The following is a 25,635-nucleotide window of genomic DNA, read 5'->3' as shown; positions in this document are numbered from 1 at the left end:
AGAAGTACACGCACTCCATAGGATGCAGCCATTTAAAGCTTCTGCAGCAACCCTATGCCTGATCGCAAACAACCCTCATTCCAAGCTGTTGTCCGTGACGACTTCGCCCTGGTAGACCAGTGCATTCGTGAACAGCTGCATTCCGATGTCGCACTGGTCAGCAAAATCGGCCAGTACATCATCCAGTCTGGCGGCAAGCGCCTGCGCCCCCTGCTGGTGCTGCTGACGGCCAATGCCTGTGGCTACAAAGGCAAGCACCACATTCCGCTGGCTGCCATTATCGAATTCCTGCACACCGCCACCCTGCTGCACGATGACGTAGTTGATCAGTCAGACCTACGCCGCGGTCGTGATACCGCCAATGCACTCTGGGGTAACGCACCCAGTGTTCTGGTGGGCGATTTTCTCTACTCGAGAGCTTTCCAGATGATGGTGGGGCTCGAGAACATGCGGCTGCTTAACGTTCTGGCCAATGCCACCAATGTGATTGCTGAAGGCGAAGTGATGCAGCTGATGAACATCAACGATTCCAGCGTCACCGAAGCCCAGTATATGGAAGTGATTCGCTGCAAAACCGCCATGTTGTTTGAGGCCTCCACTCATACGGCCGCCATCCTGTCCGGTCAGGACAGAAAAACCGAACAGGCTCTGTGCGATTACGGCAATCATCTTGGTATGGCTTTTCAGCTGGTCGATGATTTGCTGGATTACGACGGCGATGCTGAAGCCATGGGTAAGAATCTGGGCGACGATCTGGCCGAAGGCAAACCCACCCTGCCGCTGATTTTCACCCTGTCAGAAGGCAAACCGGAACAAAAAGAACTGGTACGCCAGGCCATCGAAGAAGGCAATGGTCTGGATAATATGAAAGCGATCATGACTGCCGTGCGCGACTGTGGCGCTCTGGGCTACACCGCCCAGCGAGCGCAAGAGCAGGCTCAGAAGGCCATAGCCAGCCTGTCAGCCCTGCCAGAATCGCCCTATCGCTCAGCCATGGAAGATCTGGCTCGCTTCGCCGTCGCCCGCACCTACTGATTCATTCACCTTATTCACCGGGGCTTTTTCGATAAAGCTCCGGGAAAGAAATTCTATGTTACTGCAAGCGTCCCTGTACGGTTCACTAATGGTGACGATCACCGTTCTGATTCACGCAGTCGGCACAACTCTATGGCTAAAAGGCCTGCAGAAGTTGCATCAATCCAGCCCGCGACTACTGGCCTCTATGAAATCCCATCTGGTCATTCTGACCGTCACCACATTGATTGTTCTGTTCTTGCATCTTGCAGAAATCATTGTCTGGGCAGCCGCTTACTATGTGTTACCGGAGGTCGAAGAGATTCTCTCATGGCCGGATGCGATTTACTTCTCCATGGTGACATTCACGACACTGGGTTATGGCGATATTGTTCTGGCCGGAGATACACGTCTTCTTACGGGCATTCAGTCGATTAATGGCATTATTCTTTCCGGCTGGAGCACAGCCATGCTGTTTATGGTCATACAAACTATCTGGAAGCAGGATTTCAACCTGACCGATGACTAGCAGGCTATCCGAGACGCAAAGAGATTCAGACATGAATCATTCTGAACAGTTTCTTACCCAGTCGTTTAATACCCGTGGTGGTTTTATACCCCGGACGGTTAATATTCATCTGCTGCCAGCGTACATTTCCGGTTTCCAGGGCAAACAGTTGGGATAGCGTTCGCTCCTCCTGACTGGCCACCTGCCTTGGATCAGGCACATAGCCCAGTGCTTCTACTTCCGCTGCCAGACGTTTTGCAGCGGCATCAGCTTCACCGGTGCGATCTTTACCGCTTTTGCAGTTGAAATGCGTAATCAGACCCAGTTTGTAAGACAGCAGCAACACCCGGGCAACCATTTTATAGGCGTCTTCGCCTTCATTCTTGTAGTCTTCTGACTCATAAAGGTCACGAATCTGCTCGATTAACTGCATCACAATTTCCTTGTCTTTTTCAGAGGCCGGTCCATTTAAAAAGTCCTGTGCCCAGCCGCCAACCTCATCCCCCGGTTCAACGCCCCCCATCAACTTCTCCAACCCTTCCCGGTTGGCATCCCTGACCGCTCCCCACGGGCCTGTAAATCGCCACTTTTTCTCCAGCGCCAGATTATTCACACCAAAATTGGTAGCCGCAAAGTCGAACTCTACATCAACCTCATGAAGGCGCCCACTGCTGTCGGCAAACACGAGCGGCTCACCGTCATCCAGTCTGTCTTTTAACCGATGCAGCGCTTCCATCTGCTCACGCTGCATTTTCAGTTCATCATCGTGGATATGAGAATAGTGCCGCCCTCTATCCGGGGTAAGAAGCTGAAGTGTTGACAGCTTCACGGGAACAGGCTGATGGTTCAGCACCCCCGGATCATCGTCCAGAACCTGCTTCAGACTGGCAATCGCCAAATCATAACACCGGGCATCATTGGCCTGCTCACGCTTTTTTTTATTTGATATGCCAAAGGCCATGAATGTACCGGAACGCAGTCCTCTGAACAGGCTCTTCGATTTACCGCCCTGCTCAACCAACAGCTGCGTTTCCCCCAAATTAACGGCGTTGTCTGCTTCGTCCCTTTTTGAAGAAGGTTTACCCTTACCGTGCAGGTGGGCAGGAAAAATATCAACATTCCCCGGACGCCCCATATGCACCTGAAATTTAGCCGCCGGGATAATCCTGCTTTTCAGATTCAATGTTCTGTTGTTGATACGGGGCTCCAACCGTGTTTCAACCGTCTCCCACTGAACATTGGCCATTCTGCGCGTCCGGGCTTCACTGAGCTTTTTCTCGGCCTTTTTTATCCCAATACTTTTCAGGCGCCGGATAATAAGGCGGGCATAACGCTCGGCATCCTGTACAGGATGATTGCCCAGAGTTTCAAGCCCCAATCTTCCCGATCTCATACCACTGGGCAGCAAATCACCATCCTCATCGCCCTCAACCTTCTCTGCCAGATCGGCAAACTCGTCAGTCAAATCATGAATCCGGTTGTAAAAACGAGCTTTGGAGCCTTTTATTTCGCCTGTATCCGCACCAAATTTTTTCCCGAGTTTACGTTCTTCAGTAAATAGCACATCCAGAGCGGCAACCAGTTCATCCTGTTTGCATTTTTGCCAGTGACTATGACTGAGCGGGTTGTTCGCTTCCATCACACCCAACTGATGAATATGGTCAAGTGTGGCATAAAACTGACTGCGCAAATCCTTTATCATTGCATCCTCTAAAGCGCTGGGGAGGTGTTCACCGTACTTGCTGACGGCTGACAGCCCTCGCATCAGATCCCTCGCGTGCGCCCTCGCTTCCAATATCTGTATACCCAGAGGCTTTTCGGACATGATTTCCAGGGGGGAGTTATAAAGCATTCTTGCCGTTCGATTAGTGAAAATATCGACGTTACGCATAAGCCCCAATCCGCGACGACTGACCTGGGGAGATTCAAAGTCGTAATACAACCCTTCTCCCAACCTCCTCAGATCTCCGGGCTTAACCGGTGTCCTGAGCTCCATATGATCTTCGAGAAAGTCAGAAACCCGGGGAGCTGAAGCAGAAAACAGTGTTTGATGAGACTCAATATGCTCTGCAACCTCACCCGGAATCTCATTAAACGTCAGCATACTCTGACTGGAGAGCATTCTTGTCTGGACCGACTCAAGCATAAACTGCTGTTCATGTTCAGGCAGATAGTTCCAACTGACTCCTGGCTCGTCAGGCTGCGCGCCTTCAAAATCGATCTGTAAATGTTCAAATATGGTGCCAACTTGCCGGGCATCCACCTGAGATTTCACCATCTCCCGGTTGTCTTCCCTGATCGAGCGAAATATCTTTCTGGCCTGCTTATCCACCACCACGACATCGCGCTCATCCAGCGTTTTTATACCCCCAAGATACTGGTCAATCTCACGTTTCACATAAGGACCATAACGCTCTTCAATCAGACCGGTGACTCTTTCCGTTGCAATCACCTCTCCTTCCCTGAGCCCAAGCTCCCGTCCCAGAGGTAAAGGCCGGACGTCACGCCCCAGCCAGACACCAGACGGGGCAGGCTGAATTTCAGTCTGGTCGGGCACACCACTGACCGCGGGGGATAGCAATCTCTGAAGATTGTCCATGGATATGCGTTATCTTTACTCACTTTAATTAAACAGCTTATCGGCGTGAGTATTGAAGAAAACAGCCTGCCTGAAATGGATCGTTCAAAACAGATCACTGGTTTTAGCCGCCAGAGCCTATATAATGCAGCCAGTTTTTTTCGAGTATTCTTGGCAGGTATCAATGAGCGCACTGGCTCAGGAAGTGGCAAATCGCCGTACTTTCGCAATCATCTCCCACCCTGACAACCACCTAAACAGCACCACAGTTCAACAAAATGCATTTAAGCCTAGAAAAACAGGCAAAAAGCCTCTAATCTGACCATTCGATTGACGCAACCCAAAGCATCTAAAACCAAGCCAAGCTATGATTATTGTGTACACAGCAGTGTACATAAATGAGTGATTTTAAGAAAAAAATAAATATGTACACATCAGGAGTATGTACATGGCTATCACGGACACCTGGCTTAAAGCCAATAACGGCAAGAAAAGAGACAAGCGGGACGAAGTCGCAGACAGAGACGGGCTGAGTGTACGGGTGACGCCGCAAGGGAAAATTGTCTTTCAAATACGATATCGCTATGCAGGTAAACCTAAGCGCTTGGATATTGGCAGTTACCCCTTAATCACTTTAAAGGAAGCCAGAGAGGAAAATACTCGGCTCAGGAGAAAGCTGGAACAAGGTCACGATCCCGCAGTGGTACGACAGTTAGAGAAACAAGCGATCATTACCGCAACCACTTTGGAGAATCTCTACCGCCTCTGGTACAAAAGCTACTGCAAGAAAAGCAAACAGAGTCACATCGAAATTAACCGATCCTTTGAAATCCATATTCTTCCAAAAATCGGACACCTTCCAGCCAAGCAAGTTACAACCATGGACTGGCTGAATATTCTGGAAAAGCTTGTTGAAACCATTCCGGCCATCGCTGAACGGATACTGGTAAACGCCAAACAGATGCTTAACTGGGCTGTAACCAGACACATTATCGACACAAATCCTTTAGCCGCTATTAACGCTAAAGCTGATCTTCAGATCAAAAAAGGCGTTATAAAGCGCTCTCTTTCTGATAGTGAGATCAGACAGGTCTGGGAAGCTATTCACAAATCAAGAATGTCCCATAAGAACAAATTATTCTTGATACTGTGTCTCGTTTTTGGGTGCCGAAACGGTGAGCTTAGAAAGAGCAAGAAGAGTGGATTTGACCTTGATAATATGATCTGGACTGTACCGCCCAGTGATCACAAATTAGGTTCCAGTACGGGAATGCCACTTATCCGTCCCATCATCCCGGAAATAAAGCCATTGATTGAGCAAGCAGTACAGCTAAGCAAGGATAGCTCTTATGTGTTCACTAATAGTGGCTCTAACAAAATGATGGGAAAATCCTCACCCCTACCCCTTCCATACAACATTATGCAGTGGCTTAGAAAAAATAAGGACATTGAAATGGAGCACTGGTCAGTACATGACCTCAGGAAAACAGCCCGTACCAAGTGGTCTACTCTGACCGCTCCCCATGTTGCCGAGATCATGCTTGGGCATAAGCTCCCAGGTGAGTGGCAAACCTATGACCAACACCTATACATTGATGAACAGGCCGAGGCTTATTCTAAATGGTGGTGCAGGCTTATGCAGATTTCAGAAAATATTGATGGCATTGACCGCCCCATCTGGCAATGAATTATAACCTTCCGGATTACGACTGCTTATCCATGATTATATCTGATGGATAATGACGTGCATTATCCATGTATGGGCTGAAGCAGGCGTTATGTTGCCTGATCAGGAAATACGGATAAATAACTGTAATTCCTGCCTTGGGTAACTACTAAGCGGTATGTTCACTCAGCGAGTTCATACGTTTGTTCAAATATGTCTGGCTTGCAAGGATAATATTCACCTTTAATGCCAGTAATAATCCAGTCGGCAGGGCAGACAATGTGACCGCCTTCCATTGTGTCTATCCAGCCGTGAACTTCCATGATGTTGTTGCAGTATTGACAATCAACTTCTGCGTCTAAATCAGGAGTTCGGTAGCCCCGAACCACATGACCCTCAGTTAATATCTGTCCTGTTTCAAGTATCTGGCAGTTGTCATTTGGATGGTCGCCATTTTTGAACCACTGGCTTGCTTCAACGACAACAGGCTTCTTTCTATATTTTGGCATTTTTGTTTTCCTTTTTTTTCGTGCAATTCGTGAACCTACCAAAGTTTTCCACCAGACCAGCCTTCGGCTGGCAGGTGAAAACGGCGTTATGTGCTTATTCGGGTTTCTACTTCGTCTGCCAGCTTTCTTAAATTAGCAATCATCTGTTTTGCTTTATCGTGGTTTTTGTCTTGGAACTTCCCGTCGGGCAAAACTTCATATAGCTCAATGAAAGATTCAACCACTTCATCCAAGTTAAATTGATACATACATACACCCGGAAGAATTGAACCAGGAGGGTAATCATATTCAGGATCAATACCCAGTTCTTCAGTTAGAACTAACTGACCAACGGCCTTGCCTTCATCGACAGCTCCCCAAACAAAGGCTTTCAATAAAGATTCGTGCAAAAAATCATCATGTACTCTATCTGTACCTGCAACCAATTTCATTTTTCTTCTCCTTTACTCCGTACCATGCACATAACAAATGCTTCCAGTTCGTTCGCTGCGCTCACCCGACCGCCTTTCGGCGGCGGCTGAAGCAGGCGTTATACGCTTGCGTCAGTTATCTCAAGCATCGACAAATCATATGCAGGGCTGAAACGACTCCCGTCTAAATTATCTAATGCGACAATTATAGTTCCGCAAAGGTTTCTAGGCTCACTGGCAATTACAAACTCTTTGCCTTTGTTCTTCTTTCCTTCAATTTCTTCAGGGTTAATTCTTGCTTTCATTCCTGGCATTACTTTTACTTGCACACTACCTTCAATTCTTTCCATGTTTTCCCCATTGGGTTTGTCATTTTGCGTATAACAAAGTTTTCCACCAGACCGCCTTCGGCGGCAGGTGAAAACGGCGTTATGTGCTTATTCGGGTTTCTACTTCGTCTGCCAGCTTTCTTAAATTAGCAATCATCTGTTTTGCTTTATCGTGGTTTTTGTCTTGGAACTTCCCGTCGGGCAAAACTTCATATAGCTCAATGAAAGATTCAACCACTTCATCCAAGTTAAATTGATACATACATACACCCGGAAGAATTGAACCAGGAGGGTAATCATATTCAGGATCAATACCCAGTTCTTCAGTTAGAACTAACTGACCAACGGCCTTGCCTTCATCGACAGCTCCCCAAACAAAGGCTTTCAATAAAGATTCGTGCAAAAAATCATCATGTACTCTATCTGTACCTGCAACCAATTTCATTTTTCTTCTCCTTTACTCCGTACCATGCACATAACAAATGCTTCCAGTTCGTTCGCTGCGCTCACCCGACCGCCTTTCGGCGGCGGCTGAAGCAGGCGTTAGTTGCTACTGATGGGTTCCGGTTCTTTATCAAGGTCGCCACCTTCCATAATTATTCCCACGTCCCGTTCACACAGATAGTAATACCCATCTTCCCTATCAATAATGCGGTCGATGACCTCTCTGGCTTGATCCCGACATTCTCCTTGCCAAACAAGTTCATCGTCTTGATCTACAATCCAGTAGTCGTATTTACCAAGCAGTTTGCTCATTTTTCACCCTAATTAAGTCCTCTGCCATGCATCTAACAAATGCTTCCAGCGGACGTGCCTACGGCACGCCACTGAAGCAGGCGTTATGTGCCTCCCGCTACTCCACGTTTACAGGGAATTTTCCCATAACTTCCACTGCTGCAATGAGTCCAGCTTTAAAACCATTGATAAAATCAGGGTCGCTGTTTTCAAAGTCATTGATCCTTACTGTGTCTGGCTGACTTCTGGCAATCTCCTGAAGTTTGTCAGTTCGAGACTCAAACCATGCTTCAAGTTGCATAATGATTTTAGCGGCATCCTCATTGATAGATGCTTCTTCGACGGGTTCAAGATCAAGATCAAACATAATTTTTTCCGTTAATTTTCAGGCATCGTGCCAAAGCACCTAACAAATGCTTCCAGTTCGTTCGCTGCGCTCACCCGACCTCACTTCGTTCGGCGGCTGAAGCAGGCGTTATACGCTTGCGTCAGTTATCTCAAGCATCGACAAATCATATGCAGGGCTGAAACGACTCCCGTCTAAATTATCTAATGCGACAATTATAGTTCCGCAAAGGTTTCTAGGCTCACTGGCAATTACAAACTCTTTGCCTTTGTTCTTCTTTCCTTCAATTTCTTCAGGGTTAATTCTTGCTTTCATTCCTGGCATTACTTTTACTTGCACACTACCTTCAATTCTTTCCATGTTTTCCCCATTGGGTTTGTCATTTTGCGTATAACAAAGTTTTCCACCAGACCGCCTTCGGCGGCAGGTGAAAACGGCGGTATGTGGCTTAATAAAGGTTTTCACTAAACAACGCACCTGCGCTTGGCAAGTCTCTAATAATCTGTTTATTTTTTAATGCAATTTCCCATGCTGCTTTTCGGTCAAGAAATGCACCACGATTATCAATGAAGCCATCACGTATCAGATCATCACGCATCAACTGATTAAATTGTTTTTCCGTAAAAACTTTGTCGATAACTGCATTCATTATCTGATCGTAATGCCTGTAGCCAGTAACAATAAAGCCGTCAATCTCAACTGCTGCACAAACTATTCGTTGTTCCATTCTATTCTACCCTCTACTTTGTACCAATCAGCCACCTACCAAAGTTTTCCACCAGACCGCCTCCGGCGGCAGGTGAAAACGGCGTTATCTGCCTTATTCGAGTATGTCCAAAGTTATCTGAATAACTTCAAACGGATCACCGATAGCGGCAGCTACCAGACAGTTCTTTGCATTCTCGATCTTTTCATTTATCTGCTTATTCTCTTGCTCCAATTCTCGTATTTGCTTGGCTGCATCGTTCAAAAGAGTAATAAGCTCGTCGGGGTTCTCCTGTCCGTTCGTGATGAACGCATGATCTACGTTTCTCGGTTTGTTGGTGTCCATGTTTTCAGCTCCCTGCCAATCGGCAGATAAATCGGGTAAGGGCAGGCTTCTCTCCAGCTCTAATCCAAAAGTATTTCCCTGACTGCCACTTCAGCCCGCTCACACATCGCCACATCAAACCAGCCGAAATGGCACTGCCCTTTTTCAATACCCAGTTTTTCAGCCAGACGACGGTAGGCTTCAGACCGGGTCATCTTTCCGGTTTTATGCAGAAGTTCAAAAGGTGCCTTGCTGCGCTTTCTGGCTATGCGTGTTTCCCTATTTGCCAGTGTGCCTAATGGAATATCTGTCAGCGGGTGCATGCCAACGTAAGCGCCACAACTGCGGCAGAGATAAACCCACGGCCATTGACCAAAGCTACGACCGTTGTATATTTCACTGTTACGAACAATCTCAACGGAACCACCACAACAATTACAGCTCTCCGGTTTTGGCAATGGGTTTTTAACTCGTTTGGCTGCTCTAGTGCTTGGATTGAAAGGTGTTTTCATTATTTGATCCCCAACTCACGCATACACTGACGCATAATTAAACAGCGTTGTTTTCCTACTGGCTTTAACTCGTCTGAGTTTTTCTCTGTTTCACGCTCGCCGTACTCGGTTACAAACTTAAAAAGAAGTAACTCCATCTTTTCTTTCTCTTTAGCCAAATCCCAATTAGCCTCCCGCAAGTGTCTGGCATCAGCTGGTGTACAACCTTCCGGGAAATAACGTTTATTCCAATGATCAATAGCAGCTTGATCGAAGTCCGGGTATTTAACAGCAGAGGCCAGATATCTTGTACAACAGTTGGAGCAATGAACAGCTGATGTTTTTCTATCTAAATACGCCTTACTCCCACAAAGCGGACATTCCTTTAACTCTATTTTCATTATTTGATCCTCAATTACCATTCCTGGGAAAATGCTTCTTAATTGACCTTTTTGGCATCAATCCATTTTTTCTTAATTGATACGCCCTGGTCATAACCGTGTGAATAGTGCGACCCAAATACAAAGAAACCTGATCAGGACCAATTCTTTCGTACATATCAATCAGGAATTTTTCGTCTGTCGTCGTCCACGGTTTCTTCTGATTAAAATGAAAGTCCGGGTGATAATTCATCCGCCCGTGTTTGTCATACGTTATTTCCATCTGCCTGCTTCCTGACTTTATGCCCATACTCCCGAACCAATGCCTGATAACGTTTGTAGATCCGTTTCTCACATCGAATCGACTCGTAGTTACTGATCAGGCTGCTGGTCTTTAACCGGTTTAACGCTTCCAGATCGCCAGCCAGTTGTTCGCCGTCAGCATCAGACAGTTGGTCTTTGCGGAAGTTCTTCGCCAGCTTCCGTACATGGATCAGATCCAGGTCCCGTTTGGTGGCAAACACTGGTACGTCCATACTCAACTACCGTGATGCCGCGATGAGCTTTTTAATTGCCCGGTCTGCAGCCGAGCAACTGCTGGCAAGATAAATTCGATTAGGCCCTGAACTGAAAATCAGAACTGAACCTTCTCGCCATACTCTCTGGTTATCGCTAACGATTGAACGGCTGATGCCTTCCATACGAACCAGATCTTCAGCGATGTTCTGGAGTGCGTTTCGGTTATTCATGATCCTTCTCCTGCTTCTTGGTTTCCTCGATGGCGGCTCTTAACTCCCTGATCACTACCTGCCGATTGGGTTTGTGGCCTTCCGGCATCAGGATGTATTCCTGCGCCAGCTGCAAAGCCTGTCTTATTTTCTTGCTGTCCATAATCCGAAACTCCTAAAACGGTACCTTGTCGTCTTCTACAACCTGTCCGGCTGAACTCCACAGGTCGTCCATGGTTTTGTTCCACTCGTCATCGTCGTCATCACCCAAGGCTGCCCGGGCGTCTGCAAATTCATCCTCTGCAGGAGTGATGTCCATCTGTTTGGGTTTAGTGGCTGGGTTGTCGTTCCACTCGCTGGGTGTACCGATAACAGGTGTCAGATCGTGATTCAGAAGGGTGAAAGTCTCATATTGACTGGTACTATAATTCCAAGTCACCTTTCTGCATGGGGAATGGGATGACATTGTCCATACCCACTTCCGTGACCTTGGCGCAGTAGGTCACCGCCAGTAACTTCCAGCCATTGTCGAACATGCCACTCTGAATTAATGACCTTGCTGTCAAAATACCTTGGCCTCCGGGATGCCGCCACCTCATTCCAGAACACTTCATTCGCTGCGTTACCAAGGTTTTACAAGTAGCCTCAATAACCCCTGAGCCTATTGGCAAGTTGTGCGACAAGTGTTCAGCATAGTTCATGCGGGTTCGATTACTTCTGAAGTACTCCAGCTCTGTTTTCAACTTCGATCGACGAGGGTGTCGTTTATGCTGGTAAGCCAGAGCTTTGATGACTTTTTCAACACCTTCGGGCTCCTCTTTGAGGATGTGGCGATAGGTGATGAACTTTTCTCTGGATTTGTTGCTGTTTTCACCATAGGACAGGTCAAACGCTTTCTTCAGGTGCTCTGCGGCATGATAGAAGTCTACAACCTCGTGACCTTCAGGGAGTTCATTGGCAAGGTAGGTCCAGTTGTCTTTTGCCCCATCAGCGACTTTAACAAGCGTCAGATCTGGCCTCTGTCGAAGAGCTTCGCTCAGGAGTGCGGAGAGTGATTGTTTCAAAGTCACTTTCTTGCTTTCAGGCATTCGACTCATCCTGACCGTTGAGAGGCGTTCACCCTGTGCATCGTAAAACGACAATGTTCCACAACTGGCCTCCTGACAGCCAGCAGGGCCACGGGTTCGCTTGCCATCGACTCTATTCTGTTCCCGCTTTTCCTGACGTTTACCATCTTTCATCGGCAACATGACGCCATCAAGAGAAGCGGCGGCAGTCACAGCTTCTTCAGGAACCTTGACGCTTTCCCAGAGAAAGTCTTCAAAGGCTTCCCTATTGGGTTCCCACTGCGCATTGAACTTTTTGGGTAGTCTGGCCAGAGAGCTTTCCGAGGGCGTCATGTTCCCTATCAGATCAAGTAGGCTTTTAGCCTCTCCGGGAGGCATTTGCGCAACCATCCAGACAGCTTGTTTAGCTGCTTTTGGTGTCCAATACCCCTCTACAATACCTGCCTGTAGCTCCAAAGGGATGATAGAGTGATCCTTACCGTTACGATAGAGCGTACGCAAAACCCGGACAGGGCCGACAGCGGATTGATAAGTTTCTGAAGATCGCAACACCCGATGGTAACAGACACCGCTTACCTCAATCGCAGGAACGTCAATATCAAGCCCGGTCAGGTCTTCTGCCAGAACGCTTTGCTCTGCTTCGATAAAGAGTTTATGGATCTCACCTTCATAGTCTTCAAAGTGCTTGATTGGGCTGTGTTCCTGACGAAGAACGGCCAGTTTTTGCTCAAGCTGTTGGATAGCATGACAAGAAAAATTGGCGGCTTCAGCTAGTGGCTGACATACTTGCATCGGGGCGGCCTTTCACTGTTGCGGTATCTTTTACAGTAACGATCATAGCGGTGTTTGGCCGTTCCTATGTAAGTCCAGAGAAAATTTGTAGCTGCTGTATAAACCACGGACGGCAAGCCCAGAAAAAATGGTCAGTATGAGACTTTCACCCATTCAGAATGCGCTGAAAACGGCCTTCGGGTTTGACCTGTATCCGGCTGGGTGCCAGGAATGGAATTTGTTGTTCTCTGATCCGGTCAACGGCATCATCCACGGTACGGGGGCAAGGTGCCTGAAAGCCTGCTCGCTGGAACCACCACACCTGCGCCTTGTTTTGGGCATAGCCTGTGTGCTCAAAGCAGACCCACTCACTGAAAGAGTCGAAGCCACAACGGTATGTCACCTTCAACGATGGCGGCTTGTCTTTCTTCTCGTGCTTGTCGTAGAACACGTCTTCTACGTCGTGCCATTCAGCCTCTACCTGGTCAGCCAGTACGGCAGCATTCGAAGCGGTTTCTTCATGCTGGGGCTTTTGTGGCCAGACATAACCGCAATCCGGACAAGCAGGAACGAATGCCAGTACAAAGGTGTGGCACTCCGGGCATTCCTTCATAGGGGCTTCACCTTTTACACCCTTACGCTTACGACGAATGCTGTCTACGTTGATACGGTCAATGGGGCCGTGTCTTTCGACGTTGCCGGCATAGTCCAGAACCAGACAATCGGTTTTGCCAGTCTCCGGGCTGATCCGCAGGCCTCTGCCCATAATCTGCACATACAGGCCGGGCGACTTGGTAGGACGCAACAGAGCAATCATATCCGTCAGTGGCGCATCAAAACCGGTGGTTAAAACCCCCTGACTGGTGAGCGCCTGAATCTTGCCTGCTTTGTAATCCCTGAGAATGCGCTCGCGCTCGATGGCGGGTGTAGCACCATGGACGCATTCAGTAGTAATGCCTTCATACTCCAGCAGCTCTTTCACTTCCTCCGCATGGGCGACACTGACACAGAAGATTAACCAGGCTTTACGGTTCTTCCCGTAGTGAAGGATCTCGGTCACGGCTTTCTCGGTGACATCGTTTTTATGAACAGCGTCTTCCAGATCCTTGGTGACAAACTCGCCGGTACGGGTACGAACACCGGTCATATCAATTTTTTCAGTACCACCCTTTGTCACCAGTGGTGACAGAAAACCTTCATCAATGAGCCGCTGAATATCAGTTTCGTACACCACTTCATCAAACAGGGCATTGTCACCTTCAGTCAGTAGTCCTGATTTCATCCGGTATGGTGTAGCACTAAAACCAATCACCTTAACGTTCGGGTTCATCAGCTTCATATCCCGAAAGAAACCGGTGTACATGGTGTCGTCTTTGTCGGCGTTGATCAGGTGGCACTCGTCCACGATCACCAGATCAAACGCACCCAGATCAAACGCCTTGTTGTGAACTGACTGGATACCCGCAAACAGAATGGCGGAATCGGTATCACGACGGTTCAGGCCTGCGGAGTAAACACCAGCGGGAGCCAATGGCCAGATGCTGGTGATCTTGTCAAAGTTCTGTTCCAGAATCTCTTTCACATGAGCCAATACCAGAATGCGCTGGTTGGGCCACGCTTCCATCACCTGCTGAATGAAGTAAGCGATAATGACCGACTTACCCCCGCCGGTGCTGACGCACACCAGCGGGTTGCCCTGCGCTCTGGCGAAGTACTCATAGATCGCCGCAATGGCTTCGCCCTGGTACCAGCGCAGATTAAAGGCCATTGTCCTGCTCCTTTCTGGCCTTGCGCTCAGCGAGCATCGCATCTGCATAACCAAAAGCGAACTTGGCTACTTCTCTTTCAGAGAACTCTTCGCAGTAATTTAATAAGGGGTTGCTTTGACCTAGCAATGCTGACAACGCCTGACCAGCAAACTTATCCTCCAGCCCTTCGGGATGAGTCACCGCGTTATTGATCCCCGTCATCGGCAACCAGTAATCGACCTCCGGAAAAAACCGGCCTTCGACAAACATTGTCAGACAGATGCCATTTTCGATAGAAAAGCCAATAAACTCGCCCTTTTTTTCTGGCTTGACGTTGCCGGAATGGAACCCGTACCCCTCGATAATCTGTGTAATGCCTTCGAACTTTCTGTTCATTGTTTTTATCCCTGAATAGCCTGTTGATAACGTGTTGTTTTTCTAATTCGTCCTGTTCGTCGATCCAGCGCAGGAACTCATGTTCCGCGCTTACCGTCATTGCCAAACACCATTTCATTCAGGTTGTGTACTGCGATTGGCAGGTTCGGGGTTTGCTGTGGCTGGGGAATTTCAATGATTCCTTTCTCAATACCTTCAGGCCATGCTTCCTGAAGTTGTTTGACAGTTTTGCAGGAGTTCATCAGTTGGATAAGTTCAAAGCGGGTTTCTTTGAACCGTTCCATCAGCTGCTCAACTTTCTTGGTATGCTCTTCAATGTTTCGAAGCTTGGCAGGATGTTTCTTTAGAAGGGTGCTTAGTCGCAGGTAAACCCTGCTGCTGTATCTGATTCGGTAAGGAACCGCGTAAGGTAATGGAACAGTATCGGTTAAAAGGTTTTCAGGATTACCTCTGTATCGAATCTTACGACATCCAGAATCTACAAACCTAAGTTCAAGGGTTTTGTGATATCCGTTCTTGTTCTCAGTCTCAAGACTGGCATTTTGAGAAAGCGAGATAAATTCGTTGTTAATCTCCTTCCATGGACCAATGCTTTTTTCATGCAGTGGAAGCATTGATTCCACCATTTTCAACAGCCGCTTATTAAGCCGATCCATTTCTTTACCAAAGATGCTTTCAAGCGCATTGGTCAGCATGTCGTCTTTTAATTTGATACTTAATCGCATGGGTTGCTTATCCTTATTGTTGTGATTTATCGCTTTACAATCTCAGCCTGAAACGTCTCCCGAAGACCCTGCACGTTCGGATCACCCAGTAACTCTTTCTGCTCCACTGCCTTAATCTCACAGGAACTCAACTGCTCTGGTGCTTCACCTGTCACAAACTCCTGACCAGTGCTTTTCAGCTTGTAGCGAATCCAGTACTCGCCGGAGTCAACTACGTCAGCGAAGCCAAACAACAGATCGGGTATATAAAGATGTGACTGGCAGCCAGTACGCTGGTTTTCTTCAGGGATGGCACACTTGTAACGGGCGCAGTGCCACTGGGTATTGTCTGCGGGTGTACTGTGCAGGCAGGTTCGACAGTTAACCGCTGGTGCTTGTTGACCATGACAAACCGGTGAATGATCACAGAACTTACACTGATACCAAGTAGGATCTTCGTTCAATTTATCCAGTGGTCTGTCACTGGCGATAATGGTGGCGGCCTTGTTGACCAGTTCGGTTGCCTTATTCTTGTCGTATTTAATGCGCTCGCCGTACAGCTCGTCGGTGTTCTTGTTCACGGCAATATAAAAGGCTCTGGTCAGGGGACCATCGTGAGCAAGGTGCATATACACCTGCATTTGTGCGTAGTGCTGGGGCTTGGACTCCTCAACGCCTTTACTCTGCAAATCCTTGAACGACTTCTCGGAATGCGTCTTCATCTCGATGACGTGCCAGGTCTTGGGCGCTTCCACAAAGCCAATACCGACACCATCCATGGAACCGCCGAAGTGCCCAGCGCAAGCACTCACCCGTATCTGCTGGTTGGTTTGTGGATCCACTTCGTAGACCTTTACACCAGCTCCTTCCAGATTCTTAACGAACCGTGGCTCTGCAACCTGCCCAGTCTCAAACAGCCGCAACATGCGACCTTCAAAACTGGCAGGCGTACACCACCGGAAGTCATACCAGAGCGCACGGGCGCAAGGCTTACCGATTAAAGAGGCTCCAAGGTGTGGACGGAACCCGCTGTCGGCATTGGCTTCGTAGTGCCGGTAGATGCGCTTAATGGTGCTGTCAGCTTCTGGAATTTTCATGGTGGTGCAGTCCTTCATTAATTGGGGTTTCCCCTCTGAATATCAGAGGGGCGTCGTCCGTTACTGTCGCTGTCCCCATGGGGGCGCACCTGCCGGTGCTGTGGTTTGTGCCGGTGCCTGTGGTGCAGGCGCTACCGGCGGCGCTTGCGTGGCGGGCTGAGGAGCCGTTTGCGCTGGCGCCATTCGCTGCGGTGGAGCTGTTGGAGTCGCTGTAGGCTGAGGCTGCTGTCCGGGCACTGGTTGCTGAGGGGCTGGGGCTTGCTGGGCTGGAAAGCCCGCACCGTTAATGGCCTCCCATTTTTTGATGACGTTGGAAGGATCCCGTCCGTCTTCCTGCTTGATAGTCAACGTGATAGAGCAAGGAATGTTTTCCATCTCTTCAGTGGTGCGTGCTTCAGGACGATCAATGGCGTGAGCGATGGCGCTGATCTCTTCCCGGGCAATTTTTTCAGCCGTCTGGTTGGGGTTGATGATGTTGTGATTGCTCCAGATCTTGCGTCCGGAGTATTCACCATCCATCACCGTCCAAGTGAACTTGATGTACTGGCCAGTGCCTGCCCTGGTGTGCTTCAGCTCAGACTCGGTGATCATGGCGATGTAATCACCATTGGGAAGAGGCTCGAACCCTTGCGCGGGACTGTAGTCGTTAGCCTTAAATCCTAAACCTGCCATGGTTATTCTCCCTGTGGTTGTGGGTTGTTTTGGGTTGGGTTGGATGAGTGACCGAGTGCCTGACTAAATGCGTCCCAGGACATAGGAATCTCAGTCGGAAGTGAGTAGCGGTTTTTCGCTACGAAAGCGGGGCGGGCTTCGGTGTAAAGTAAACGCTGCCCAGTGGACACACCACGGCTCTTGGTCTGCCCGAACCCCTTGTCTTCTTTCTGGACGACTGTCTTGTAGTTGGCGAACAGGACACAGTCCATGCTTTCCTGAACCAGTTCAGAGGCTCGCTTATGCAACTTGATCTGGTAGCGGTCAAAGCTGTCGACTTCCGGTGACTCAAACCGCTTGATCTCCGCGTGAGCGATCAGAATGATGGCCATGCCTTTCTCATTACGCAGGGCGTTCAGCCACTGCATCAGGGTGCGCCAGTGGGTCAGGGCTTCCACGTAGCCCTTGCCGTAACCAAACTCCTCGATAGAGCTTTTGTTGTGATCCATGCAGACCTGTTGCCAGATCAGCGGCTCCAGGTGGTCAACGCTATCCAGCACCAGGGTCTGGAACTGGTGCTCTTCGTGATAGAGAGCAGACAACGCTTCGATGACACTGCTCCAGCTGGTGAGCATCGGGAAGGCATCAACCACAAGCTTTCCCAGGCCGTCTTCAGTGGGCAGAAAGATGGGGGCAGGTGCACCGGCGGCCACTGTCGTTTTACCGGTACCGGCATCGCCATAAATCAGCACCCGGGGCGCACTCAGGCCAGCGGCGCGACTGATGGAGTTAAGGGAGATAGCCATTATGCAGACGCCTCCAGCCGTTCAATTTTCACAGACGCTTTGCGGGGCTTGCTGGTGACGGCTTCCGCCATAATGGCGTACAGGTCAGGACTCAGATCTTTCAATGCTTTGAACTGACGAACATCCAGTTCGGGCTTCAGGCGAACCACCTTTTCAGCCACATGCAGTGGCAAACGACCTTTGATGTCTTCAAACTTCTTGGCGTCCAGACTGCGGGTGATGCCGCCAGTGGTGGTGACCTTATAAAAGTCGCTTTTGATCGTGGCGCTGCCTTCCTCTTTCACGCCGACGGTCTCCAGAATCTTGGCTTCAACTTCCAGACGAGCCTGACGAGCCATGCTTTCATGGCGCTTGGCCTCTTCCAGTTGCCAAGACAGCTTATCCAGAATATGAACTTCGTTCTTCTCTTCCATGGTTTACGCTCCTGCGCTTATTGTTTTCTTTGGTTTGCTCTAATCAGTGAGTAAATTGGCTGACGTCTTCTCCATCCAAATCAAAAGCTGGCTGATCCGGATCCGCTTCAGGTTCTTCACCGCCCATATAGGCATCTGTGTCAGGAATGACGATCATCACGGTTTCGCCTTCCGCGTCTGCCAGATCGTGGCGACCGGGAGAGTTACCAGGCATTTTAAAAACGGCCTTCACACCATCCTTAAACGTCACCGTGTCTACAGTGGCGAGCAGAGAAACACGGTCACCGGTTGCCATAATGCGAACCGCTTGGGCGACAGCGTTTGTACACTGCTTCTTAACCCGAACAATCACTTCCTGCTGCTGGAGTTCGGAAAGCTTTTGCCATACATCAGGCAGGGCTTTAACTTCATCCGTTACCAGCCCCATCAAATCCCCCAGCAGGGTAGAAGCGGTTAATTGAAGGCGCTCTTCGTCTTTTTCAGGCACGAAGGCATCCTCCAGACAATCAAGGTCTGTTTTTGACATTTGGGGTTTTCCCTTTATTGTTGTGGTTTGGTTACTGCTTTAGTGACTTAATCAATCTTCACCAAAGCGAAGATATTTTTCAGATACATCCAATGCCGTCGCAAAGTCTTCCAGATGGCGAGGATTCTTTGTTTCTCCGCTTTCAATTTGCTGAATGCTTTGCTGAGTTATTTTTGTGTCAGTACATATTTCAATAACACCTGCAAGATGAGACTGGCTCCAGCCTTTAGCTTTTCTTAGCTGGGTAATTCGACTACCAATAGTTTCAATGATTGTGATTTCTTCAGAAGTGGAGAAATTTGGAATCGCAGTGATAGCGACATCTCCAGCAACTTCATAATCTTCAGTCAGTTCAACCAGAATGCCATCTGCATAGAATGAAAATGGAAGCATTTTTTCTTCGAAGGAACCCTGCTCATCGACTGGCAAAGACTCCCACAGACGCGTGTTAAACTCAGAATGCCTGATCAGGATATCGTTTTTAATTTGGGTAGCTTCCTGCTCAAGTTCAGATATATCGCTTTTAAGTCTCTTTATGACTGACTGAATAGCCGCTTCCTTTTTAGCGTAAATTTTCAGCTGACCAATAACCTTATCCCTTTTCATGACTTTTGCTTCCCGATGTCTGTCTGCCTACCTTGTGAAAATAAATATAACTGTTAGTTATTTTTACAGTCAATACTTTTGGTTATATTTTTTTTGAAATAAAAATACTTTTGGTTGATGGTGGGTATTTTGCGCAAAAAAAACGCCCGTGGCAGGGCGCTTTAGTCAGGAGAAGGTGGCTGGTTATCGTCTAAAAATTTGTCTGCATGCCTACAACCACACCGCAAACATGCCCGTCTTTAGGAAATTTTTGTGTACTGTATTGTGGATTCAGCGGCTTTAGATATAACTCACCGGCATCACTAACAAGCTGCTTAAGTGTCACCTCGTTTGTTCCTGGCAACCTTACAACCACATAGTTGCCGGGACTCGCTTCCTTAGCTGGTTCGATAATGACAAAAGAGCCAGGCAAAAACGACACTTGCCCTGCATGAGGATTAACCATTGAGTCTCCACGCACCTCCAGAGCAAAACCTGAGGCGCTCAGTTTTCCGAAATGCGCTACATGCTGTGTTGTCTCGTCTTCTACTACCCAAGGACCACCACTGTCACAGAAGGCTCCAGCCTGAACCCAGCTTATTATTGGTACACTGTGCGCTATCTCAAAGTTGATTCCAACAGTAGAAAGATTTCCAGTTTTGGATGGGCCCAGATCGCGACCGCTAAGCAACCATTCAGTTGTCACTTGCAACCGACCTGCAAGCTCTGGCAAGCGTTTTGTATTAGGCATGGATTCACCCTCAAGCCATTTTCTGGCAGCGTGCTGAGATATGCCAAACATTTTTGCCAGCTCCAGCTGCCTACCTTTACCTTTCACCGGAAAGTTAATTTTGTCTAAAGCCTGGTTTAACCGTTTGGCAAAATCGGCTCTCTCATCACTGCCATTTGCAGTCACTGTTACCACCCTCGTTAAATACTGAAAGTTATATGTTCTCAAACTATAGGATTGACTATCAGTTATCTCTATTGATAATTTATATAACCAATAGTTTTATTCTAGGTGGAAATATGAAAAACAACAGGATCACTGAAGCTATTGAAATGCTCGGACTGCAGAAGCTGGCCACAGTGTGCGGTGTCACTTACCAAGCCGTTAAGAAGTGGGAGAAGAGAGGACGACTACCTAGAACTGAGTGGACTGGTGAAACCAGCTACGCAACTCAAATAGAAAAAGCAACTGACGGCAGGATTAGCAGAAAGCAGTTGATCAGCACCCCTTCAGCTGAATAAGAAAGACAAAAAGAAAACCCCGCACCAGCGCCAACAGGTTACGGGGTTTTACATATCAACAGGGATCATTATGACCTATTCAGTATCAGGGGGGAAGCATGGCCATCTTGTTCGGGGCATCGCCTGACTTCGCCCAACAGTTCGCTAATGCTATGCAGGATGCAGGGCTTGTTTGCCGTGATGACCTGATAGCCGATGGCAAAATTCAACGCTTTCATGTGGAAGGTGACAAGCCCGGTAAAAAGAATGGCTGGTACGTTCTCTATGGCGGGCGTTATCCGGCTGGTTCCTTTGGCAGCTGGAAGAGCGGCGACAAACACGTCTGGTCAATGCACGACAGTCGCGAGCTAACACCGGAAGAACGCGAGCAGCAAGAGCGCGTTATGGCACTCCTCAAAGCTGAGCGGGAACGGGAACAACAATGGGTGTGGGCAGAAGCCGCCAAAGTCTGTCAGGAACAATGGGAACAAGCCCGGGCCGCCGATCCCGACCACCCGTATCTTATGTTGAAAAACGTAAAGCCCCACGGCATACGACAACGTGAACAGACCCTGCTGATCCCCATCCACGATGAATACGACAATATCTGTAGCCTCCAGTACATCTGGCAAGACGAGAACGGCGAGTTCCAGAAGCGTTACAAGACGGGCGGAAAAAAAGCCGGCGGCCTCCACCTGATCGGTGAGCTCACCGACACTCTGTACGAAGCGGAAGGCTACTCAACAGCCGCAACCATTCACGAAGAAACCGGTTGCGGTGCTGTAGTGGCCTTCGACAAAGGCAACCTTGAAGCCGTCGCCCGTCGTCTGCAACAGACCGGCAAAAGCGTTCTGATGGCAGCAGACAACGACAGTGCGACGCAGGGTAATCCCGGCCTTACCTGCGCAATGAAGGCAGCTGAAGCAATCGGCGCAACCGTCGTCTTTCCCCAGTTTCCACCCGGCACCACTGGCACAGACTTCAACGACCTAAAGCAAGTAGCGCCTAATCTGTTACTGGAACAACTTAAATGCCCAACCGGCTTTATGCCCTCCAGTTTCAGCTTCCTGCCTGTTGGGGAAATGATCAGTCAGCCCAAGCCCATAAGCTGGCTTATCAAGGGCTTTCTGGAGACTGATTCCTTAGCGTTAATGTTCGGTCAACCAGCCTGCTGTAAATCATTTGTAGCTATCGATATGGCGTGCTGCATCGCAACCGGCAAACCCTGGCACGGACAGGAAATCAAACGACAAGGCGCAGTCTTCTATCTGGCGGGTGAAGGTATCAACGGTCTGTCCCGACGGTTCAAAGCGTGGGAGATGGAGAACAGCACGTCACTGGCAAACGCTCCCATCTATGTCAGCAAGGCATCGGCGAGCCTGTACGACGCTTCCAGTGCAGTACAGGTCACTCAGGCCGTTGATCAGATCATTGAACAGAATGGCGGAATCGTACCTTCTGTTGTCGTGGTGGATACCCTCGCCCGTAACTTCGGCGGTGCAGACGAGAACAGCACACAGGACATGAACCAGTTTGTCCGGCATCTGGACGAACACTTCAGAACAAAATGGGGTTGCTGTGTTCTTGTCGTCCATCACACCGGCACCAGTAATCAGGATCGGGCCCGTGGAAACTCTGCCTTAAAGGCTGCGCTCGATGCCGAATACGCAGTTGTCAAAAACGACGACAGTGTAACGGTTACTTCCAAGAAGATGAAAGACGCTGACGAGCCCGATCCGAAGCAATTCAATCTCAAGATTACAGAACTGCCCTGGCGTGATGAGGATGGCGAGGTTCAGACCAGTTGTGTGCTGGAGAATACCGAGGCGCCTGTTGTTAAGAACATTGTCAATCAAGCCAGAAAGAACGGAAAAAGACCAAGCGCTGAGCAAGTTGGCTGCCTTGAGATTCTTGCAGAAATGTACGCGCAGTACAGGCTTAACCTATCCAACGGTGGGTCTGATGCAAATCAAGCTAACGTCGCAACAGATCACTGGAAAAAAGAATGTGTAGGAGTTGATAGGCCGCTCAAATCACACAAAAACTTTGGTCGCACAAAGGATCGCATGATTGCAGCTGGGCTCATAAGAATTGATGGACACTATGTGTATCTCATGGAGGACGTAAACAATGTTTAAAGCTCACTCTTTCTCCTTAATTGCTTCCTCCGGAGAAAAAGACCGGAGGAGACAAAAAGGTAAAATGCCTATTTTTCAATGTGTTATGACATCCTCCGGTCGTTTGGAGAATTTAAAGAATATTCTTTCCTCCAGTGCTTCCTCCGGTCATCCTCCGAAGTTATTAAAAAACACTCAAACCCTTAAAAATAAAGGGTTTAGTGATTCCTCCGGTTCTACCTCCGGTTTTCCTCCGATCTGTTTGAGCCCTTACGAGCCTCTTCCTCCTTTTCGGGTGGTTTTCCCCTTTAGGGGAAACCACCGGAGGAAGGCGAGGGCTGGAGGTCAGGCATGAGAATAATTCTCCCCTTACCGCCAACCGTGAACCATGTCTGGAAACACAGGGTCATCCGGAAAGGCCGAAAGCATATCCCCAGTGTCTACATGACCGACGAAGGGAAAAATTATCGGACACTGGTCAAGGCGGCCTGCATGGAACAGGGCATCCACAACCGGAAGCTGACCGGAAAACTCAGGGTCTCGGTCCGGCTGCACTTCCCCACCAACCGCAGATCCGACATCGACAACCGCATGAAAGCCCTGCTGGACAGTCTGACCCACGCCGGAGTGTGGCTCGATGACAGCCAGATCGACCAGCTGGCGATTGTTCGCGGTGACAAGATTCCACCCGATGGCGTAGCGATGGTGGAGATTCAGACGCTCTCACAGGAGGTGAATTCATGAGCATGTACCCGTCCACCGGAGGAGCTCTGATCAACGCATTCAACCCGACCCTGTTCGACAGCTACAAATCGGCAGGATGGCAACTTCTGGCATCCAAGCTTTCGGACAAGTATCCGGAGCTGGATATACCCGTTCAGCTGGATCCAAACTTCGACAAGGATCGATTGACCAGGGTGGACTGGGCAACTCAGGCAGGCATGACCGCTGGCCTGTTACGTCACCAGCTGGATCCGGTGTCGTACCAACTGCTGAGAGTTCGTTACACGCACGACGGCAACCCGATAAAAACCGGCAACTACCGGTTACGACTGGCGATGACCGATAACCTGCGTGATGCTCTGCAGGAGGGTTGGCCAGTAATCCGGAAAGGGTTAATCGATCAGGGGCTTGTTCGTGGCAGTGTGCTGGCGAACGAAAAGCGATTGCAGTACATGGCATTGAGAGCATTGCGGCCTGACATAGTGCTACAGCCGTTCCAGGCATCGGATGATGAGAATCAGAGAACCATCGACCACCAACAATGGGAAGTTCGGAAAGCTGTTAGACAACTAATCGACCTGGCCACCAAACGGGCTGAATTCGTTCTGGCATTAGCGGACCTGGTTAATCATGACTGTTGACTTTCATAAACCCATAAACCAATATAACCCCATACTCCCGATTTTTACGCCCTGACAGTTTTAAACCTGTCGGGGCGTTTTCGTTTTGGCGGGATAGAGCAGATGGTCAGCTTGTCGGTCTCATAAGCCGAAGGTCGCTGGTTCGAGTCCAGCTCCCGCCCCCACTTCAAAAAATAAAAATGTCCGCATTCTCCCAACCCATGAAAGCTGAAGACTTGATCAGACATCATGAAGGCTTTCGCTCGCGTCCGTATCGCTGCACTGCTGGAAAACTCACTATTGGCTATGGTCGCAATATTGAAGATAACGGAATAACCAGAGACGAAGCAGAGCAGTTGTTAGCCAATGATGTTTACGATTGCCGGCAGGTACTGATTCGGAACCTTCTGTTCTGGGATCAGTTGGATCGTGTGCGTCAGACTGTGCTGGTTGATATGTGCTTCAACCTTGGCTGGCCGAAGTTTTCGCAGTTCCGGAAGATGATCAATGCTCTGGCTCTGCGTGACTTCAGTCTGGCTGCAAAAGAAATGCTTGAGAGCCGTTGGGCTAAGCAGGTACCTAACCGTGCTGGACGTTTAATCAAAATGATGGCGACTGGTGAGTGGCCTGAAGATATTGGACGGGATTAGATCATGAGCTTCTGGGGCAAACTGTTCGGTAGTGACAATGTCATCAAGAAGGCAACCGATGGCATTTACAACGGCATCGATGCAGCGATCTTCACCAACCAGGAAAAGGCCGGACATTTCCTCAGACTGCTTAAAGCGTATGAACCCTTCAAACTGGCTCAGCGTTTTCTGGCTCTCACCGTTGGTATTCCTTACGTACTGGTCTGGTTGGTGTGTGCATTCATGATGGTCATCGCGGCTTTCATGGAACCTTGCGCCACTGAAATGATCTGCAGAAGCAACACAGTGCTGGACATCTCCAAAGAGCTGGCCAACAAGAACAACGACACATTGGGTGTACCATTTGCCATCATCCTTGGTTTCTACTTTGCCGGTGGTACAGCAGAGGGAATTATAAGAGCAAGGAGTAAAAGCTAATGGAGCACTGGCACTTGGATCGCAAGGTAAGCATCACCCATATCATCAGCACAGTTATGGTGATTGCCTCATTGTTCGTCTGGGGTGGAGGCATTGAACGGCGTATTGATTTAAACGCCAAGGATATTGAGCAGGTTCGTGAAATGCAGAACCGCAACTGGGAAGCCAACAAGGAAGCCTGGAAAGAACTCAAGTCCAGCATCGACAAGATGAACAGTAAGCTGGATCGGTTGATTGAGCGGAACTGATAGAGAGCAATTAATGAAGAACGTCTTAATCACATTACTCACTATTATGATCGCTTTGCTCTGCTGGGGCATCTACACCGGTGACATTAGAAAGGCACCAGAGTCGATGGAGCTGGCGACTGATTCAAAGACAAGCTGCCTT

The 25,635-nt window shown here is 48.9% G+C and carries 38 protein-coding genes and 1 tRNA gene; 12 read left to right on the top strand and 27 right to left on the bottom strand.

Translation table 11 applies throughout. The annotated features are described in order from the left end of the window. Positions 1 to 54: 54 nt before the first annotated feature. Together ispB and EZMO1_RS07605 are read left to right on the top strand one after the other, a co-directional pair. A complete protein-coding gene (gene ispB, locus EZMO1_RS07610; RefSeq protein ID WP_034874335.1) occupies positions 55 to 1,035 on the top strand; it encodes an octaprenyl diphosphate synthase in 981 nt (326 codons plus the stop codon). A gap of 55 nt (positions 1,036 to 1,090) precedes the next feature. Further along, positions 1,091 to 1,543 carry a potassium channel family protein gene (locus EZMO1_RS07605; RefSeq protein ID WP_034874337.1) on the top strand — a complete coding sequence of 151 codons (453 nt, stop codon included), beginning with the start codon at positions 1,091 to 1,093 and terminating at the stop codon, positions 1,541 to 1,543. Positions 1,544 to 1,568: 25 nt separating this feature from the next. On the opposite strand, the gene EZMO1_RS07600 is transcribed toward EZMO1_RS07605, so the two are convergent. Continuing rightward, positions 1,569 to 4,121: an inositol phosphate phosphatase SopB gene (locus tag EZMO1_RS07600; protein ID WP_034874339.1), complete on the bottom strand. Its 2,553-nt coding sequence runs from the start codon at positions 4,119 to 4,121 to the stop codon at positions 1,569 to 1,571. Positions 4,122 to 4,166: 45 nt separating this feature from the next. Between EZMO1_RS07600 and EZMO1_RS27260 the strand changes: the two genes are divergently transcribed. Then, positions 4,167 to 4,346 carry a hypothetical protein gene (locus EZMO1_RS27260; protein WP_034874341.1) on the top strand — a complete coding sequence of 60 codons (180 nt, stop codon included), beginning with the start codon at positions 4,167 to 4,169 and terminating at the stop codon, positions 4,344 to 4,346. A gap of 202 nt (positions 4,347 to 4,548) precedes the next feature. Then, entirely contained in the window at positions 4,549 to 5,787 is a 1,239-nt protein-coding gene (locus EZMO1_RS07590) for a tyrosine-type recombinase/integrase (RefSeq protein ID WP_034874343.1), read from the top strand. A 161-nt stretch (positions 5,788 to 5,948) separates the two neighbouring features. Here EZMO1_RS07590 and EZMO1_RS07585 read toward each other — a convergent pair whose 3' ends face one another. The 26 genes from EZMO1_RS07585 to EZMO1_RS07460 form a co-directional block, all read right to left on the bottom strand. Continuing rightward, positions 5,949 to 6,275 carry a hypothetical protein gene (locus EZMO1_RS07585; protein ID WP_034874345.1) on the bottom strand — a complete coding sequence of 109 codons (327 nt, stop codon included), beginning with the start codon at positions 6,273 to 6,275 and terminating at the stop codon, positions 5,949 to 5,951. An 86-nt stretch (positions 6,276 to 6,361) separates the two neighbouring features. Further along, complete coding sequence (locus tag EZMO1_RS07580; RefSeq protein ID WP_034874347.1) at positions 6,362 to 6,706, bottom strand: hypothetical protein; 345 nt, start codon at positions 6,704 to 6,706, stop codon at positions 6,362 to 6,364. Positions 6,707 to 6,804: 98 nt separating this feature from the next. Beyond that, complete coding sequence (locus EZMO1_RS07575; protein WP_034874353.1) at positions 6,805 to 7,035, bottom strand: hypothetical protein; 231 nt, start codon at positions 7,033 to 7,035, stop codon at positions 6,805 to 6,807. Between the two features lie 79 nt (positions 7,036 to 7,114). Further along, positions 7,115 to 7,459: a hypothetical protein gene (locus EZMO1_RS07570; protein WP_034874347.1), complete on the bottom strand. Its 345-nt coding sequence runs from the start codon at positions 7,457 to 7,459 to the stop codon at positions 7,115 to 7,117. Positions 7,460 to 7,557: 98 nt separating this feature from the next. Then, positions 7,558 to 7,770 (bottom strand): hypothetical protein, encoded by a 213-nt coding sequence (locus EZMO1_RS07565; RefSeq protein ID WP_034874349.1) that lies wholly within the window; start codon positions 7,768 to 7,770, stop codon positions 7,558 to 7,560. Positions 7,771 to 7,867: 97 nt separating this feature from the next. Next, positions 7,868 to 8,116, bottom strand: coding sequence for a hypothetical protein (locus EZMO1_RS07560; protein ID WP_034874351.1), 249 nt, complete (start codon positions 8,114 to 8,116; stop codon positions 7,868 to 7,870). Positions 8,117 to 8,224: 108 nt separating this feature from the next. Continuing rightward, a complete protein-coding gene (locus EZMO1_RS07555; RefSeq protein ID WP_152557022.1) occupies positions 8,225 to 8,560 on the bottom strand; it encodes a hypothetical protein in 336 nt (111 codons plus the stop codon). Continuing rightward, positions 8,544 to 8,822, bottom strand: coding sequence for a Y16D family protein (locus tag EZMO1_RS07550; RefSeq protein WP_034874355.1), 279 nt, complete (start codon positions 8,820 to 8,822; stop codon positions 8,544 to 8,546). Before EZMO1_RS07550 ends, EZMO1_RS07555 begins: the two co-directional genes overlap by 17 nt. A 93-nt stretch (positions 8,823 to 8,915) precedes the next feature. Then, a complete protein-coding gene (locus EZMO1_RS07545) occupies positions 8,916 to 9,146 on the bottom strand; it encodes a hypothetical protein (RefSeq protein ID WP_034874357.1) in 231 nt (76 codons plus the stop codon). 59 nt (positions 9,147 to 9,205) lie between these two features. Next, on the bottom strand, positions 9,206 to 9,637 hold the full coding sequence (locus tag EZMO1_RS07540) for a zinc-finger-containing protein (protein ID WP_082211850.1): 432 nt from the start codon (positions 9,635 to 9,637) through the stop codon (positions 9,206 to 9,208). Continuing rightward, a complete protein-coding gene (locus EZMO1_RS07535) occupies positions 9,637 to 10,017 on the bottom strand; it encodes a Lar family restriction alleviation protein (RefSeq protein ID WP_160174035.1) in 381 nt (126 codons plus the stop codon). The genes EZMO1_RS07540 and EZMO1_RS07535 overlap by 1 nt, the downstream gene beginning before the upstream one ends. A gap of 245 nt (positions 10,018 to 10,262) precedes the next feature. Beyond that, positions 10,263 to 10,532, bottom strand: coding sequence for a hypothetical protein (locus tag EZMO1_RS07525; RefSeq protein WP_034874363.1), 270 nt, complete (start codon positions 10,530 to 10,532; stop codon positions 10,263 to 10,265). Positions 10,533 to 10,538: 6 nt separating this feature from the next. Next, positions 10,539 to 10,745, bottom strand: a complete 207-nt coding sequence (locus EZMO1_RS07520) for a hypothetical protein (RefSeq protein ID WP_034874365.1) — start codon at positions 10,743 to 10,745, stop codon at positions 10,539 to 10,541. Beyond that, positions 10,738 to 10,887, bottom strand: coding sequence for a hypothetical protein (locus tag EZMO1_RS26605; RefSeq protein WP_160174036.1), 150 nt, complete (start codon positions 10,885 to 10,887; stop codon positions 10,738 to 10,740). Before EZMO1_RS26605 ends, EZMO1_RS07520 begins: the two co-directional genes overlap by 8 nt. A 12-nt stretch (positions 10,888 to 10,899) precedes the next feature. After that, positions 10,900 to 11,163: a hypothetical protein gene (locus tag EZMO1_RS07515; RefSeq protein WP_034874367.1), complete on the bottom strand. Its 264-nt coding sequence runs from the start codon at positions 11,161 to 11,163 to the stop codon at positions 10,900 to 10,902. Then, the gene (locus EZMO1_RS07510) at positions 11,147 to 12,583 is read right to left on the bottom strand and encodes a hypothetical protein (RefSeq protein ID WP_034872942.1); all 1,437 of its coding nucleotides are present in this window, start codon (positions 12,581 to 12,583) and stop codon (positions 11,147 to 11,149) included. Before EZMO1_RS07510 ends, EZMO1_RS07515 begins: the two co-directional genes overlap by 17 nt. A gap of 145 nt (positions 12,584 to 12,728) precedes the next feature. Next, positions 12,729 to 14,330, bottom strand: a complete 1,602-nt coding sequence (locus EZMO1_RS07505; protein ID WP_034874373.1) for a DEAD/DEAH box helicase — start codon at positions 14,328 to 14,330, stop codon at positions 12,729 to 12,731. Further along, positions 14,320 to 14,706: a hypothetical protein gene (locus EZMO1_RS07500; RefSeq protein WP_034874375.1), complete on the bottom strand. Its 387-nt coding sequence runs from the start codon at positions 14,704 to 14,706 to the stop codon at positions 14,320 to 14,322. Before EZMO1_RS07500 ends, EZMO1_RS07505 begins: the two co-directional genes overlap by 11 nt. A 77-nt stretch (positions 14,707 to 14,783) precedes the next feature. Continuing rightward, positions 14,784 to 15,431 (bottom strand): Nmad5 family putative nucleotide modification protein, encoded by a 648-nt coding sequence (locus EZMO1_RS07495; protein ID WP_034874377.1) that lies wholly within the window; start codon positions 15,429 to 15,431, stop codon positions 14,784 to 14,786. Positions 15,432 to 15,457: 26 nt separating this feature from the next. Next, positions 15,458 to 16,507 carry a PD-(D/E)XK nuclease family protein gene (locus EZMO1_RS07490; protein WP_145912523.1) on the bottom strand — a complete coding sequence of 350 codons (1,050 nt, stop codon included), beginning with the start codon at positions 16,505 to 16,507 and terminating at the stop codon, positions 15,458 to 15,460. 60 nt (positions 16,508 to 16,567) lie between these two features. Next, complete coding sequence (locus EZMO1_RS07485) at positions 16,568 to 17,179, bottom strand: DUF669 domain-containing protein (protein ID WP_034874379.1); 612 nt, start codon at positions 17,177 to 17,179, stop codon at positions 16,568 to 16,570. A 2-nt stretch (positions 17,180 to 17,181) separates the two neighbouring features. After that, positions 17,182 to 17,964, bottom strand: a complete 783-nt coding sequence (locus tag EZMO1_RS07480; protein WP_034874381.1) for an ATP-binding protein — start codon at positions 17,962 to 17,964, stop codon at positions 17,182 to 17,184. Then, positions 17,964 to 18,377 (bottom strand): DUF7173 family protein, encoded by a 414-nt coding sequence (locus EZMO1_RS07475; RefSeq protein ID WP_034874383.1) that lies wholly within the window; start codon positions 18,375 to 18,377, stop codon positions 17,964 to 17,966. Before EZMO1_RS07475 ends, EZMO1_RS07480 begins: the two co-directional genes overlap by 1 nt. 43 nt (positions 18,378 to 18,420) lie before the next feature. Beyond that, a complete protein-coding gene (locus tag EZMO1_RS07470; protein ID WP_034874385.1) occupies positions 18,421 to 18,903 on the bottom strand; it encodes a hypothetical protein in 483 nt (160 codons plus the stop codon). A 51-nt stretch (positions 18,904 to 18,954) separates the two neighbouring features. Continuing rightward, positions 18,955 to 19,509 carry a helix-turn-helix domain-containing protein gene (locus tag EZMO1_RS27255; protein ID WP_051789688.1) on the bottom strand — a complete coding sequence of 185 codons (555 nt, stop codon included), beginning with the start codon at positions 19,507 to 19,509 and terminating at the stop codon, positions 18,955 to 18,957. Between the two features lie 190 nt (positions 19,510 to 19,699). Further along, positions 19,700 to 20,404: a LexA family protein gene (locus EZMO1_RS07460; RefSeq protein ID WP_145912522.1), complete on the bottom strand. Its 705-nt coding sequence runs from the start codon at positions 20,402 to 20,404 to the stop codon at positions 19,700 to 19,702. A 32-nt stretch (positions 20,405 to 20,436) separates the two neighbouring features. On the opposite strand from EZMO1_RS07460, the gene EZMO1_RS07455 reads away from it, so the two are divergent. The 8 genes from EZMO1_RS07455 to EZMO1_RS07420 all read left to right on the top strand — a co-directional run bounded on the left by EZMO1_RS07455 (position 20,437) and on the right by EZMO1_RS07420 (position 25,493). Next, complete coding sequence (locus tag EZMO1_RS07455) at positions 20,437 to 20,739, top strand: YdaS family helix-turn-helix protein (RefSeq protein WP_201772162.1); 303 nt, start codon at positions 20,437 to 20,439, stop codon at positions 20,737 to 20,739. A gap of 98 nt (positions 20,740 to 20,837) precedes the next feature. After that, positions 20,838 to 22,856 carry an AAA family ATPase gene (locus EZMO1_RS07450; protein WP_051789692.1) on the top strand — a complete coding sequence of 673 codons (2,019 nt, stop codon included), beginning with the start codon at positions 20,838 to 20,840 and terminating at the stop codon, positions 22,854 to 22,856. Positions 22,857 to 23,186: 330 nt separating this feature from the next. Then, positions 23,187 to 23,579: a RusA family crossover junction endodeoxyribonuclease gene (locus EZMO1_RS07445; RefSeq protein ID WP_034874386.1), complete on the top strand. Its 393-nt coding sequence runs from the start codon at positions 23,187 to 23,189 to the stop codon at positions 23,577 to 23,579. Further along, positions 23,576 to 24,199 (top strand): hypothetical protein, encoded by a 624-nt coding sequence (locus EZMO1_RS07440; RefSeq protein WP_034874388.1) that lies wholly within the window; start codon positions 23,576 to 23,578, stop codon positions 24,197 to 24,199. The genes EZMO1_RS07445 and EZMO1_RS07440 overlap by 4 nt, the downstream gene beginning before the upstream one ends. 87 nt (positions 24,200 to 24,286) lie before the next feature. Beyond that, positions 24,287 to 24,363 (top strand) — tRNA-Met (locus tag EZMO1_RS07435). A 36-nt stretch (positions 24,364 to 24,399) separates the two neighbouring features. Beyond that, entirely contained in the window at positions 24,400 to 24,828 is a 429-nt protein-coding gene (locus tag EZMO1_RS07430) for a glycoside hydrolase family protein (RefSeq protein WP_034874391.1), read from the top strand. Positions 24,829 to 24,831: 3 nt separating this feature from the next. Continuing rightward, a complete protein-coding gene (locus EZMO1_RS07425) occupies positions 24,832 to 25,245 on the top strand; it encodes a hypothetical protein (RefSeq protein WP_051789696.1) in 414 nt (137 codons plus the stop codon). Then, on the top strand, positions 25,245 to 25,493 hold the full coding sequence (locus EZMO1_RS07420; RefSeq protein ID WP_034874393.1) for a hypothetical protein: 249 nt from the start codon (positions 25,245 to 25,247) through the stop codon (positions 25,491 to 25,493). Before EZMO1_RS07425 ends, EZMO1_RS07420 begins: the two co-directional genes overlap by 1 nt. Positions 25,494 to 25,635: the final 142 nt, after the last annotated feature.

The sequence above is a fragment of the Endozoicomonas montiporae CL-33 genome, from assembly GCF_001583435.1.
Taxonomy (GTDB): domain Bacteria; phylum Pseudomonadota; class Gammaproteobacteria; order Pseudomonadales; family Endozoicomonadaceae; genus Endozoicomonas_A; species Endozoicomonas_A montiporae.
The sequence above is the reverse complement of the archived record's forward strand: the minus strand, read 5'-3'. Positions and strand labels throughout refer to the sequence as shown.